The sequence below is a fragment of the Pseudomonas sp. genome, assembly GCF_030683065.1.
GTDB lineage: Bacteria > Pseudomonadota > Gammaproteobacteria > Pseudomonadales > Pseudomonadaceae > Aquipseudomonas.
The window spans coordinates 59,374-72,784 of record NZ_JAUXMX010000030.1; the positions used below are offsets into that span (position 1 = coordinate 59,374).

Consider the following 13,411-nt stretch of genomic DNA (forward strand, 5'->3'; position numbering starts at 1 on the left):
CCAACGCAGGTAGTTTTTCAACAGCCTGCTAAACTGGCCGTCCTGCCACGAGGACCTTGCCATGCCGTCGCTGCTCTCTTTGCGTCACTACAGCCATGAACTGCTCAACCACAGCCATGCCCATGCGCAGTTGGTCTTCGGCCTTAGCGGCCAACTGGACTTCGAAGTGGCTGGGCTGGGCAGCCAGGTGATCCGCCAGTCCCTCGCCGTGGTGCCGGCGGCGGCGCAACACGCTTGTGGCAGCAGCAGCGGCAGCCAGTGCCTGGTGCTCGATGTGCCCTCGGAGTATTGGCTGCATCAGCACCTGGGCATCCACGCAGATGCCAGCCGGCGCCTGCTCGACCGCCCCGGCGCTCGCTGCCTCAACCCGGCGCAAAGCCAGCTGGTCAGTTGGCTCGCGGCCAGCCCGATCAATGACCCGGTGATCGCCCAACAAGGCGCCGCCCTGCTGCTCGCCAGCCTGGCAAGCGAGGGTATCGAGTTGGCGAGGGTGCGAGGCTTACCGCTGGCCGCCCTGGACGCACACATCGACCGACATGCCGCCTACCCGCTGCAGGTTGGCGACCTGGCCCGGCTGGCCGGTTTATCGGCAGCGCGTTTTCATACGCGCTTTCTCGACGAAACCGGCCAGACCCCCATGGCCTACGTGCGAAGCAGGCGCCTGCACCTGGCCCACCAGCTGCTGTGTACTAGCCAACTGGCGGTCGGCGAGATCGCTGCTCGCGTCGGCTACAGTTCGCAGAGCGCTTTTACTGCGGCTCTGCTGCGGCAATTTGGCTGCACCCCGCGCGCGTTGCGCCAGCGCCACGAGTGACGCGACAAAACCCGCGACTCCTGCGACAGACAAGGCCCGTGTCTCTCCTTAGACTGCATGCAGCATCAGCTAGCCAAGGACGCGTTATGCAGCACATCGAATGGGCCGACTTTCAACAGGTGCAATTGCGCGTCGGCACCGGGCTGTCCGTCGAGCCGAACGACCACGCCTGCAAGCCGGCCTACGGACTAAGGGTTGAACTCGGGGCGCACTCCGAGGTGATGGTGGCCAGCATGTATGACCCGCACGACACCCGCTTCGACAAACCGCGGCCCAATGGCGCGTGCCTGGCATGACCGAGCGCAAGGCACTGCTGGCGATTCACCTGGGGGCGCTGTTGTTCGGCCTGTCGGGGATCTTCGGCAAATTGGCGAATACCACACCCATGGCCATCGTCGGCGGTCGGGCGATTTTCGCCGTCATCGCGCTGGCCTTGTTCGCCCGCCTCCTTAGCCAGGCGCACAGCCAACGTCCCAGCGCCCGCCAACTGGCCATGCTGGCACTCGGCGGCTTATTGCTCGGCAGCCACTGGCTGACCTTCTTCGAGGCGGTCAAGGTTTCCGGCGTGGCCATCGCCACCCTTGGCTTCGCTAGCTTCCCGGCGTTTACCGTGCTACTGGAAGGCCTGCTGTTTCGAGAGCGCACGCGGCCCAGCGAGTTCGCCATGGTCGGGGTCGTCTGTCTGGGGTTGGTTCTGGTCACGCCGAATTTCGACATCGCCAGCGAGGCCACCATCGGACTGCTCTGGGCAGTACTGTCGGGCTTGCTGTTCGCCCTGCTGTCGCTGCTCAATCGCGCCAGCACCCGCGGCCTGGACCCGGTGCAGGCCGCACTCGGCCAGAACCTCACGGTGCTGCTGTGCTTCATGCCGTTCGCCTGGCCGTTGCTGCCAAGCCTGGCGCTGCTCGACTGGTTCTGGCTGGCAATGCTCGGGATATTCTGTACCGGCCTGGCGCACAGCCTATTTGTGGCCAGCCTGCGCGTGATCAAGGCGCGCAGCGCTGCGGTGATCTTTGCCCTGGAGCCGGTCTATGGCATCACCTTCGCCTGGTGGCTGTTCAGCGAAATTCCCACCGTGCGCATGCTGCTCGGCGGCACGCTGATCATCCTGGCGATTTTCTTCTCGGCGCGCATGGCACGTTGACCACCTGGCTGGCGAGGGGTAAACCCACGCCAGCCAGGCCACGCCTCAACTAGGCTGGCTTACCTTTGGCGCGCATCTTGTCGGCCATGCTGGTCATTTCGTCATACAGCAACTGCGGGTTCTTCTGCTTCAACGCCCAGGCCATCCGCCCCTGCTCATGGGGCAGGATCATGAACGCACCCTTGGCTATCTCCTGGTAGATATAGTCGGCGATGTCCGCGGCGCTGATCGGCGAGCTTTCCAGCAACTTGCCGACCTGGGCCTTCATCGCCGGCGTCGGCCCGCGGAAGGAATCGAGCAGGTTGGTCTGGAAGAATGACGGGCACACCACATGCACACCGACTTCCTGCATCTTCAACTCGATCAACAGGCTTTCCGACAGCGCCACCACACCAGCCTTGGCCACGTTGTAGTTGCTCATCGCCGGGCCTTGCATCAAGGCTGCCATCGACGCGATGTTGACGATTTTGCCCTTGCTGCGCTCGATCAACGGCAAGAACGCTTTGCAGCCCTTGACCACCCCCATCAAGTTGATCGCGATCTGCCAGTCCCAGTCCTCCAGCGACAGCTCGCCGAAGAACCCGCCCGAGGCCACGCCGGCGTTGTTGACGATCACATCGATACCGTCGAACTTTTCTTCGCAGGCCTGCGCCAGAGCAGTCAGTTGACTGTAGTCGCGCACGTCGCAGCGCTGGGTGAAGCCATCACCACCGGCTGCACGGACCAACTCCAGGGTTTCGGCGAGGCCCGCCTCGTTGACATCGGCGAGCGCCAGACGCCAGCCCTCGCGCGCCCAGCGCAGGGCGATTTCACGACCCAACCCGGAACCCGCGCCGGTAATCATCATGCGATTTTGCATATGGAAGTCGCCTTGTTGTGCGATGGAAGACAGGGCGCAGTGTAGCCAAGGAAATAATCAGCCCCACGCACCATCATGTTGCTGAATGACCAGAGCAAACTGCAGCCACTGGCAAGCCGGCTAGCGGCCGCGCCAACGCCAGAGCAAAAGGCCGTACACCAGCAGGTTCGGCAACACGACCAAGACCGCCAGCCACAGCTGGATACCGGGCGTAAGCCCGGCCGGGTAGATGATCGGCAGCAGGTAGTGCTCAACAAAACCAGCGCCGTAGCCCGCTTCTCCGGCAGCCTGACGCAAGGCATTTTCCAGTGGTGTCAGTGGGCACAGCCACTGCTGTGCTTCGACTGTCGCAGCCCAGAGCACGGCAGGCAGGTGCAGCCAGGCCAGCCAACGCCAGCGCAACACCAGCACGCCACCCAGCAGCGCAAAAACAATGAACAACAGATGCACAAGCAGCACAGCATCGGCAGCCAGACTCAGGAGCATGGCGTTATTCCACCTTGAGTAGGTTGAAGCTAACCCACGATAACCCCGTGGCGAGCATCAGGCGACAGCTACCGGCTCAGCGCCTGTAGGGCCGACATAAAAAAACCGCGACCCTGAGGCCGCGGTTTTTTAGTGCTGCGCCTACCTATCAGCCCTTGTTACGCAGCTTCTCCGGATTGATCAGGAAGCGCGCCAGTGCCGGCAGCAGCCAGATCGCGCCGATCATGTTCCAGAGGAACATGAAAGTCAGCATCAGGCCCATGTCGGCCTGGAACTTGATCGCCGAGAACATCCAGGTCGCCACACCGATCGCCAGGCACACGCCGGTGAACAGCACGGCCTTACCGGTCGACTTGAGGGTCTCGTAGTAAGCCTCCTGCAACGACAGCCCTTGGCGCAGGAAGGTTTCCAGGCGACTGTAGATATAGATGCCGTAGTCGACACCGATACCCACACCCAGGGCAATCACCGGCAGGGTTGCCACCTTGACCCCGATACCCATGTAAGCCATCAGCGCGTTACCCAACACCGAGGTCAACACCAGCGGCAAAATCACACACAAGGTGGCGGCAATCGAGCGGAATGTCAGCAAGCACATGATGCTCACTGCGGCATAGACCGCCAGCAGCATGGTGGTCTCGGACGCTGCGATCACCTCGTTGGTGGCCGCTTCGATACCGGCGTTACCGGCCGCCAGGATGAACTCCAGGCCTTCCTTGTTGGTTTCCTTGGCGAAGTCTTCGACCACCGCAACCGCACGCTCAAGGGTTTCGGCCTTGTGGTCGTTGAGGAACACCAGTACCGGCGCCACCGAACAATCAGCGTTATACAAGCCGTCGGCGCGGGCGATGGAGTTGTTCAGCACGTCCTGGTTACGCGACAGGGTTTCCCATTTCAGGTTGCCTTCGTTCATGCCCTTGATCACCTGGCGCGACACCGTGACCATGGAGATGGCCGACTGCACGCCCTCGGTGTTTTCCATGGTCCACATCAGCTCGTCCATGGCTGACAAGGTCTGGTGGGTCGAGCAGCCTTCCGATCCGGTCTTGACCATCACCACCAGCACATCGGAGCTGGTCGAGTAGTTGCGGATGACGAAATCGTTATCCAGGTTGTAGCGCGAATCAGGGTGCAGTTCGGGCGCGCCCTGATCGAGATCGCCAATCTTCAGATTCTGGCCATACCAGGCACCACCGGCCAAAGCCACCACGGCAATCAGCACAGACACCGGCGCAACCATCGGGTGGGCGCAGTTGGAAATCATACGCCAGACCGGATGGTCTTTGGCCGCCTCTTCACGGCTGACCTTGACCGCCTTCTTGCTGATGCCAATGTAGGAAATCATCACTGGCAGCAGGATCAGGTTGGTCAGAATGATCACCGCCACACCCAACGATGCGCCGATAGCCAGCTCGCGAATCACACCAATATCGATCAGCAGCAGGGTGATAAAGCCGACCGCATCAGACAGCAAGGCGACCAAGCCGGGTATGAACAATTGACGGAACGCCATACGCGCGGCAGCCAACGGGGTCGTTGCCTCGCCCGAGGCCATGGCAATACCGTTGATCTTCTGTACGCCATGGGAAATACCAATGGCGAATACCAGGAACGGCACCAGCATCGAATAAGGGTCAAGACCGAAACCCAGGGTATGCAACAGGCCTAGCTGCCAGATCACGGCGATCAAGGTTGTGCTGATGACCACAATGGTGCTTTTGAAACAGTTGGTGAACCACAGCAGCAACACGAAGGTGATGCCAATGGCCACGGCAAAAAACATCGCCACGCCAACCAGACCATCGATCAAATCGCCGACTTTCTTGGCGAAGCCGATGATGTGTACCTTCACATTGGGGTTTTGCGTCTGGAACTTCTCGCGAATCTTATCTTCCAGCTCGTGGGAGAACGCCTGGTAGTCGAGCGGAATCAGCTTGCTCTGGTCGTTAGGGTCCGGATAAGACTCAAGCAACGGCACATCGACGATGCTCGACTTGAAGTTGTTGGCCACCAGCCGGCCGACCTGCCCGGATTTGAGAATATTGCTGCGCAACTCCTCCAGGCTGTCGGAGGAGCCATCATAGGTCTGCGGAATCACTTCGCCGCCAGCGAAACCCTCTTCGGTCACCTCGGTCCAGCGAACGCTCGGGCTCCACAGCGATTTCAGACCGGAGCGATCGACACCGGAAATGTAGAACACTTCATCGTTGATCAGCCGCAGCGTCTCCATGTACTCCTTGGAGAAGATGTCACCGTCGAGCGCCTCCACCGAGATGCGCACGGTATTGCCCAGGTTCGCCAGATCGTTGCGATGCTCGATCATCTTCTGGATGTAGGGATGGCCCAGCGGGATCATCTTTTCGAAGCTGGTTTGTGGACGCACCTGCGCAGCTTGATAGAACAGAAACACGCTGATCAGCAGGCACAGCACAATCACAGCCGGACGATTGTTGAAGATCAACCGTTCGAGGACAGACGCAGGTTGTTGTTGATGCTTACTCATGCAAACTCTCCCGGCTTATTATTGTTGGCCCAGATCAGCGCCAGTCGGCGAAGCGACATGGACGCCGCCCTGCCCCACCAGAATCAGGTTGCCGTTATCCAGTGCAGTGACACCCGCCAGCGAGAGCCGGTCGGTGCGATTGAGCAAGCTGAAGCTGCGACCATCATCGCCGCTTTTCAGCACGCTGCCGCCATGCCCAACCACCACGATCGAGCCGTCGGCAAATCGATTGCCATCGGCTAAACCGAATTCCAGCGGGCCATTATTCGGGGTATTCAGCGCGATCTGCTGCCAGCTGTCACCGAAGTCGGCGGAGCGGAACAGGTGGCCACGCAGGCCATAGACCAGCAGGCTGCCAGACTCGCCGGTGCCCAGCGCACCAAACAGTGAACCCTCATAGGGCCCCTGGATGGTTTCCCAGGTTTGCCCCAGATCGGCCGAGCGGAACATGCCGCCCAGTTCGCCGACGACGAACAACCCTGCATCCTTGACCGCGACGATGGCGTTCAGGTGGTAACCGTCTTCGCTATCGAGACGATCGCTGACATCTTCCCAGCGCTTGCCGCCATCGTTTGTCGTGAACAGCGCACCGTAGGCGCCGACGACAAAACCAGTGTTTACATCCTGGAACCAGACATCCAGGAAAGGCGAGCCTTCCTCGCGCTGCAGGTCCTCGAACTGTTTGACCCAGGTGACGCCGCCATCGTTACTGGCGAGAATCTGTGCATCGTGGCCTACCGCCCAGCCGTGTTGATCATCAACAAAGAACAGCGCGGTAAGCATCTGCCGGGTTGGCACCTTGGCCTGGACCCAGCTGGCGGCGTTGTCATCGGAGTAGAGGATATGCCCGCGATCACCCAAAGCCACCAAGCGCTGGCCAGCACGCGTGACATCCAACAACAGCTTCTCAACTGCTTTCGGCGATTCGATCGAGTAACGGACGGCTGAATCAGCGGCGGTTTGCGCCTGCAACGGCGCGGCAGCGAACAGCACAATCGACAGCACACTGCAGAGCGAAAGCGCTTTGACCAACGACGAGTAGACACTCAACGCCGGTACGTTGAACAGACCGGCCCGGGTGCGCCGCATGATGGGCTCACTCATATACCTTCCCCTTATTTTTATCGGTGGTCCTGCTTTTTAGCAGACCGCCTATGCTAGCGAGCTTTTGAAAGACCTGACAATCAGCGTGACGTTATGTTTTGTTAAAGCCAGCCCGCATGATTGAGCGCTTATTCGATTTATTGATAGGCAAAGCTGGCCGCCACTGTAGCGGCCTTTTGCCAACACTACACGAACATCAGCGGGTGCCGCGACGGCGCAAGGCCGCCGGCTTGAAGTAGCCGTCATCTGGAACCGGCTGACTGAAGTCGATGGTGCCTGACTCTTGGTTATCCAGGTTCTGTACGTGGTAACGACGCGCCTGCAGATCGTGGAAAACGTCCAGCGCCGACCAGGTGGTGGGTAACTCGTAGTAGTTCTTCAGGTAGGCGATTGATACGCGCCACAACTGGCCACGACCGTCGTACTGATCGACCACCGCCGCTTGCCAGCTGTCCTCATCGAGATACAGGGTGCGCCTGGAGTAGATGTGCCGGGCAGTAGATTTCAGTGTGCCTTCGACAACCCACACCCGGTGCAACTCGTGACGGGTGAACGCCGGGTTCAAATGACCGACCTGCAGCAGCTCCTTGTAGCTGACCGCAGGGCTGGTCACTTGATAGTTGTTGTAGGGAATGTAGATTTCCTGCTTGCCCAGCAGCTGCCAGTCATAGCGATCCGGAGCACCGTTGAACATGTCGGTGTCGTCGGCGGTGCGTAAGCCATCGGCAACGTCAATCGGCGTGTCATACGCCAGATTCGGTGCACGCCGCACACGGCGCTGACCAGGGCTGTAACCCCAGGCCTGGCGCGCCTCCTTGACCTGATCGAGCTTCTCGTGAACCAGCACCGCACCACCGGCCAGACGCGCCGGACTTTTGGTAAATGACAGGTAATAGAACAGGTTGTTGTCCAGATCGCGGTAGGAGCCTTGCGGGTCGTAGTATTTGAACAGCGCCTCCTGCTGCGAGGTCACCAGCGAGTAGGCACCGTTGCGCTGCACCGCCACTTCCGAAGCGCGGCGCACAATATAGTGGCCACGGTAGCGGGCAATGTGGTTCCACAAGGCTTCAACACCGCTGCGCGGGATCGGGAATGGAATAGCCCCATAGGCATCGGCAAAGCCATTGCCACCGTCCAGCAGCCTGGCGCTGGTAGCGTTTTTCTGAATGTTGTCGTAGACCCACTGCGGCGCCGACCCCGAGCGGCGAGATTGATAGACCGGCATCTGGTAGCTGTCCGGGTAGCTCTCGAACAGCGCGAGCTGGCCTGCTGTCAGGTTGCTTTGGTACTGCTGCAGGTTGGCGCTGGTGATGGTGAACAGCGGCCGGTCGGCAGCAAATGGATCCGGATGGTGCTGGCCAGCAGCTTGGTATTGCGCAGGCGCCTGGGTGATCCCGCCGGTCCACGCTGGAATAGTGCCGGCGGCATTGCCCGCACGTTGGGCACCGAACGGCGTTAGCGTCGTGCCCAGACTGGCCGCTTCATCTGCGCTAACCGCTGCCAGCAGGGAACCTGCGCACAGCGACAGCATGATGGCCGCGACCAGCGAATGCATGTTCAGCATGGTGACTCTCCGTGATAACTCATCGAGCACGTACCTGCTGCACGCCTGGGGCATGGCCAGCGATGCACATCAGAAGGAATACTTGACGTTGGCACCGACACTGTCGCGGTCACGCCCTGCGTTGTTCTGCCCGGCACCATAGAACTCGGTGTACTGCAGCTCGGCTTGCAGGCTGTTCAGGTAGCTGGCCCGCAGACCAAGGGTATGAGCCTTGCGACCCTCGATGAAGTTGCCGGTCTGGTGCGCATTGCCCTCGAAGTCATGCTTGAACACCGCGAAGGGCGACAGATTGATCCCGGCATAGACATCGTTCCAGGTGCCGGACAGCAACAGGGTGTAGCCGTAGGCGTTCTTGTTGATCTGATCGTCGCGTTCGTAACCGGAGATATAGGAACCATCACCACGCCCGACGTAATAGCGCGTGCCGTTGCGTGAACGGTACTGCAGGTCGCTGCCGCGGATGTGCTCGGATGCCAGCTCGACCACACCCAGCAACGCGTCGAAGCCGAGTCTGGGGCCAAAGCTGTAAATACTGCCCAGCGAGCCGTTAAAGGCCTCGACCCGTTCGTAGCTGTGGATCTGCTGGTTTCGCGTGACCAACTGCCCACCGACATTGACCACATCGCCATTAGCCAGGGGCAACGCCTGGCTGAGCAAATCACCCAGCAGATCGTTGCTGGCGGCGATGCCGATGGGCAGGTTGGGCCGGTAGGCCAACTCACCAAACACCGACGCCTCACCCAGGGTGGTATTGAAGCTCATGCCGTACATGCGAATATCTTCAGCGTACTCGCGACGCCCATTGACCTGGTTCGCCACATCGATGGCGGCAACCCCGGCAGCCCCGGCCAGGGCTTGCGCGGCGCCCGCATTGCCCATGCCGGCCGCCAGAGTCAGGTCGGCACAACTGGCACCACCAATTGCAGCGCACAGCGCATCGGCATTCACCCCGGCATAGTCAGCATTCAGGTCGGCGTAAATGGTCGGCTCCTTGGCGTGGTAATTGACCAGGAAGAAACCGAACTCGGTGGCATTAAGCTGTTCGGCGATATAGCGCAGGGCCACACCAAACTGGCCATCGTCCCTGGCATTCAGATCCGACTGGATATTGGCAACCTTGATCACGCCACGGCTTCGATCATAGAAACCCTGCCCTTGCAGAAGACCACCACCGACCAATTGGTCATACAAACCGAGGGTCGGCGTTGCGATCTGCGGGATGGCAAAGTTGTCGCTCTGGGTATAGGCCGTATTGCCCCCCTCGGCGAACAGATCCGTCTCGGAAAAGTAAGTACCCACCGGGTCGATCGCGGTTTCCTGCCAGTTCCACTGGTAGAAGGTTTCCATCGACAGGTTATCGCTCAGGCCGATATTGAAACTGAGAGCCGCAACCGGCACCAGCACCTCCCTGACCTCGGCACCCGGTAAACGGAACTTGGCCGCATCGACCGGGTTGGTGGTGTTGATCGCGCCACGGTAGAACAGGCCCTCCCCCCAATTGAAGACCTGACGTCCAACGCGGGCGGTCAGTGGCATATCCGCGACATCCCAGTTGCCATACACATAGGCGTCGAGAATCTGCGCGCCACGCCCTGCCTTGTGCCGCGTGGCCGAGGTGAAGCGGTCATCGTTCGGGAAGTTCTGGCTCGGCTGCCGCGGATCGTTGGCGCTGAGGTAATCGTTACGCTTGTCCATGATCTGGCTGTCATAAAACGCCGTACCGCGGACGAAAACTCCGTAATGACGGTAGTTCGCCTCCAGGTCAGAGGTGATTTTCAACACCTCGGAAACCAGGCCGGTATCGAAGTTGCGATTGCCATCATTGGCATTAATGTCGTCGTTACTCTTGTCGCGCCCCTGCACTCGCCAGAGCTGGCCAAAGGACAGCGTGCTGTCGATCGAACCGCTCACTTGCTTGTCGGCAAAGCTGAACTCCACTGCCTGGGCCTGCGCAAGCAACAACGGCAGAACAGTGGCGAAGCCACACGCCACCTTGGCCGAGACAGCTCGCCGGCGCGTTTTACAAAATTCAACTTCCATCGAGACTTCACCACCGCGTGGACAGATTATTGTGCTTGTGCGGTCTAGTGCCGCCATCAGCCCCGCGCGCATGCAAAACAAACGCAAACACTTACAGCCACGTAGCTACTCACGCATAAGGCGCTTTTTGTATCTGCACCTTAGTACCCCAAACGTGTTACCGGTCGGTGACCGATAACACGTTCAGACCCGCGCCGAGGCGGTCAGGCGAGGCTTTTGCTGACCACCTCAAACACATCGCTGGACAGTTCGCCAGAAGCGAGGACCCGCTCCAGCTCGGCCTTCATCAAGGCCTGACGCGCGTCGCTGTATTTACCCCAGCGGGTTAACGGCCCGAGCAGGCGCGAGGCGATCTGCGGGTTGAGGGCATTCAGGATAATCACCTGATCGGCCAGGAAGCGGTAGCCGCTGCCATCAGCCTGATGGAAGTTGACCGGATTCTGCCCAGTGAATGCGCCGATCAGGGCTCGCACCTTGTTCGGGTTTTTCAGGGTGAAGGCCGGGTGCGTCATCAGTTCCTGCACGCGCGCCAGGGCGCCCGGCAGGCTGCAAGCTGCCTGGACACTGAACCACTGATCCATGACCAATGGGTTGTCCTTGAAGAAGTCGGCAAAGCTGGCCAAGGCCTTGGCTTTTTCCTCATCGAATGTCGAATTAACCAACACCGCCAGCGACGCCAAGCGCTCGGTCATGTTGTCGCACACCTCGAACTGCTCCAGACACGCCGCCAGCACCTCGGGTTTGCCACTGAGCATCAGGTAGGACAGCGCAATGTTCTGCAGGCTGCGGCGGGCGAAGTGCTCGGCCTCGGCGACATAGGCGGTGCTGCGCGAAAGCTCGCGATTGGCCTGGTAACGCTGCCAGAGCAGATCGAACAGCGCATCGGCCAGTTGCTTGCGGGCGAACTCGCGGGCCGTATGGATGGCCTCGACATCAGCCACGTCGCTGATCTCGCTGAGGTAAGCCTCGCCCGGCAACGACAGCAGCTCGGCGACCATGGCCTGATCCAGCGACGCATTCTCCAGCACGCTGCGCAGTGCACTGACCAGACGCTGGTCCAGTTGCAGGGTCTCGCCACGCTGATGCTGGCCGATCAACTCCTGCAACACCTGCACGGACAACTGCTGGCCGGCTTCCCAACGGTTGAAGCCGTCGGCGTCGTGCTGCATGAGGAACATCAACTGATCGCGGCTGTAGGGAAAGCTCAGCTTGACCGGGGCAGAGAAGCCGCGCAGCAACGAGGGCAATGGCTGTTCGGCGACATCGACAAAGGTCACCAGCTGCTCGGCTTCGGTGATCGAAATCACCCGCGACGTCGCGCCTGCAGCGGCTTCACCGACCAGCCGCAGCGGCAGGGCCTGGCCCTGCGCGCCGAGCAGGCCCAGCTCCACGGGAATCACGAAGGGCTGCTTGTCGAGCTGCCCTGGCGTGGCCGGGCAGCTCTGGCGGAAGGTCAGGCTGTAGGTCTTGGCGGCGGCATCGTAAGCCTCGCTGACGACCAGGCGCGGTGTGCCGCCCTGACTGTACCAACGCTTGAACTGGGTCAGGTCGACGCCGTTGGCGTCTTCCATGGCCTTGATGAAATCGTCGCAGGTAACCGCTTGCCCATCGTGACGCTCGAAGTACAGGTCACTGCCCTGACGGAAACCCGCGTCACCGACCAGGGTGCGGATCATGCGCACCACTTCCGAACCCTTCTCATAGACGGTCAGGGTGTAGAAGTTGGAAATCTCCATAAAGGACTCGGGGCGCACCGGATGAGCCATCGGGCCGGCATCTTCGGCGAACTGATGGGTGCGCAGGTAGGCCACATCCTCGATGCGCTTGACCGTGGCCGAGTTCATATCCGCCGAGAACTGGGAATCGCGAAACACGGTGAAGCCTTCTTTCAGCGACAGCTGGAACCAGTCGCGGCAGGTCACCCGGTTGCCCGACCAATTGTGGAAGTACTCGTGGGCAACCACTGCTTCGACCCGCTGGTGGGCGGCATCGGTAGCGGTCTCGGCGCGGGCCAGCACACAGCTGGAGTTGAAGATATTCAGGCCCTTGTTTTCCATGGCGCCCATGTTGAAGTCGTTGACCGCAACGATCATGAAGATGTCCAGGTCGTACTCGCGGCCATAGACCTCTTCGTCCCACTTCATCGACTTCTTCAAGCTGTCCATGGCGTGCTGGCATTTGTCGATATTCTCCGGCTCGACATAGATGCGCAGCGCCACTTCACGCTGGCTCATGGTGGTGAAGCTGTCTTCCACGCACCAGAGGTCACCGGCGACCAGGGCAAACAGGTAGGCCGGCTTCATAAAGGGGTCTTCCCAGGTCGCCCAGTGACGAACACTCTTTCCAGGGGCAGTCTCTTCAGTGCCGCTGGCAATCGGGTTGCCGTTGGACAGCAGCACCGGATAGCTGTGCTGCTCGGCGCTCAGGGTGGTGGTGAACTTGCTCATCACGTCCGGGCGGTCGAGGTAGTAGGTGATCTTGCGAAAGCCCTCAGCCTCGCACTGGGTGCAGAACATGCTGCCGGACTTGTACAGGCCTTCCAGCGCGGTATTGCTTTCCGGGTGGATACGCACGCTGCTGTCGATCACGAAGCTGGCGCTCGTGGGCTGCAAGGTCAGATGGCTGTCGCTCAGCTGGTAATCGCCGGCACTAAGTTCGCGGTCGTCGAGCGCCACGCTGAGCAGCTCCAGCTGCTGACCGTCCAGCACCAGCGGCGGCATGCGGGCTTCCGACAGGCCGCTGTCGGCAGCCGGGTTGCGGCGCATCACCAGTTGCGCATGGACCAGGCTGTGGTCATCGAACAACTCGAAAGTCAGGTGCGTTTCATCGATCAGATAATCCGGTACCTGGTAGTCCTTGAGGTAGATCATCTTCGGCTGTTCGGTGCGCATGGCTTG

10 protein-coding genes are annotated in these 13,411 nt (G+C 60.5%); 3 read left to right on the top strand and 7 right to left on the bottom strand.

The genetic code is table 11. The features are described 5' to 3' along the window. The first annotated feature begins 61 nt into the window (after window positions 1–61). The 3 genes from Q8K09_RS08075 to Q8K09_RS08085 all read left to right on the top strand — a co-directional run bounded on the left by Q8K09_RS08075 (window position 62) and on the right by Q8K09_RS08085 (window position 1,958). On the top strand, window positions 62–814 hold the full coding sequence (locus tag Q8K09_RS08075) for an AraC family transcriptional regulator (RefSeq protein ID WP_305254458.1): 753 nt from the start codon (window positions 62–64) through the stop codon (window positions 812–814). An 86-nt stretch (window positions 815–900) separates the two neighbouring features. After that, window positions 901–1,110 (top strand): hypothetical protein, encoded by a 210-nt coding sequence (locus tag Q8K09_RS08080; protein ID WP_305254459.1) that lies wholly within the window; start codon window positions 901–903, stop codon window positions 1,108–1,110. Next, the gene (locus Q8K09_RS08085; protein ID WP_305254460.1) at window positions 1,107–1,958 is read left to right on the top strand and encodes a DMT family transporter; all 852 of its coding nucleotides are present in this window, start codon (window positions 1,107–1,109) and stop codon (window positions 1,956–1,958) included. The genes Q8K09_RS08080 and Q8K09_RS08085 overlap by 4 nt, the downstream gene beginning before the upstream one ends. A gap of 49 nt (window positions 1,959–2,007) precedes the next feature. Here Q8K09_RS08085 and Q8K09_RS08090 read toward each other — a convergent pair whose 3' ends face one another. From Q8K09_RS08090 to pepN, 7 genes are all read right to left on the bottom strand, one after another. Next, window positions 2,008–2,817 (bottom strand): SDR family oxidoreductase, encoded by an 810-nt coding sequence (locus tag Q8K09_RS08090; protein ID WP_305254461.1) that lies wholly within the window; start codon window positions 2,815–2,817, stop codon window positions 2,008–2,010. Window positions 2,818–2,937: 120 nt separating this feature from the next. Then, window positions 2,938–3,303 (bottom strand): DUF2784 domain-containing protein, encoded by a 366-nt coding sequence (locus Q8K09_RS08095; protein ID WP_305254462.1) that lies wholly within the window; start codon window positions 3,301–3,303, stop codon window positions 2,938–2,940. A gap of 148 nt (window positions 3,304–3,451) precedes the next feature. Beyond that, a complete protein-coding gene (locus Q8K09_RS08100) occupies window positions 3,452–5,806 on the bottom strand; it encodes an RND family transporter (protein WP_305254463.1) in 2,355 nt (784 codons plus the stop codon). A gap of 18 nt (window positions 5,807–5,824) precedes the next feature. Continuing rightward, entirely contained in the window at window positions 5,825–6,910 is a 1,086-nt protein-coding gene (locus Q8K09_RS08105; protein WP_305254464.1) for a YCF48-related protein, read from the bottom strand. A gap of 196 nt (window positions 6,911–7,106) precedes the next feature. Then, window positions 7,107–8,474 carry a DUF1329 domain-containing protein gene (locus tag Q8K09_RS08110; RefSeq protein WP_305254465.1) on the bottom strand — a complete coding sequence of 456 codons (1,368 nt, stop codon included), beginning with the start codon at window positions 8,472–8,474 and terminating at the stop codon, window positions 7,107–7,109. A 69-nt stretch (window positions 8,475–8,543) separates the two neighbouring features. Beyond that, entirely contained in the window at window positions 8,544–10,514 is a 1,971-nt protein-coding gene (locus tag Q8K09_RS08115; protein WP_305254466.1) for a DUF1302 domain-containing protein, read from the bottom strand. Between the two features lie 203 nt (window positions 10,515–10,717). Beyond that, the gene (gene pepN / locus Q8K09_RS08120) at window positions 10,718–13,405 is read right to left on the bottom strand and encodes an aminopeptidase N (RefSeq protein WP_305254467.1); all 2,688 of its coding nucleotides are present in this window, start codon (window positions 13,403–13,405) and stop codon (window positions 10,718–10,720) included. Between the last annotated feature and the right edge of the window lie 6 nt (window positions 13,406–13,411).

Excerpts from the sequence above, each read along its gene's own strand:
- Q8K09_RS08115 (WP_305254466.1), bottom strand. The coding sequence starts at position 10,514 with ATGGAAGTTGAATTTTGTAAAACGCGCCGGCGAGCTGTCTCGGCCAAG.
- Q8K09_RS08085 (WP_305254460.1), top strand. The coding sequence starts at position 1,107 with ATGACCGAGCGCAAGGCACTGCTGGCGATTCACCTGGGGGCGCTGTTG.
- pepN (WP_305254467.1), bottom strand. The coding sequence starts at position 13,405 with ATGCGCACCGAACAGCCGAAGATGATCTACCTCAAGGACTACCAGGTA.
- Q8K09_RS08105 (WP_305254464.1), bottom strand. The coding sequence starts at position 6,910 with ATGAGTGAGCCCATCATGCGGCGCACCCGGGCCGGTCTGTTCAACGTA.
- Q8K09_RS08095 (WP_305254462.1), bottom strand. The coding sequence starts at position 3,303 with ATGCTCCTGAGTCTGGCTGCCGATGCTGTGCTGCTTGTGCATCTGTTG.
- Q8K09_RS08080 (WP_305254459.1), top strand. The coding sequence starts at position 901 with ATGCAGCACATCGAATGGGCCGACTTTCAACAGGTGCAATTGCGCGTC.
- Q8K09_RS08110 (WP_305254465.1), bottom strand. The coding sequence starts at position 8,474 with ATGCTGAACATGCATTCGCTGGTCGCGGCCATCATGCTGTCGCTGTGC.
- Q8K09_RS08100 (WP_305254463.1), bottom strand. The coding sequence starts at position 5,806 with ATGAGTAAGCATCAACAACAACCTGCGTCTGTCCTCGAACGGTTGATC.
- Q8K09_RS08090 (WP_305254461.1), bottom strand. The coding sequence starts at position 2,817 with ATGCAAAATCGCATGATGATTACCGGCGCGGGTTCCGGGTTGGGTCGT.
- Q8K09_RS08075 (WP_305254458.1), top strand. The coding sequence starts at position 62 with ATGCCGTCGCTGCTCTCTTTGCGTCACTACAGCCATGAACTGCTCAAC.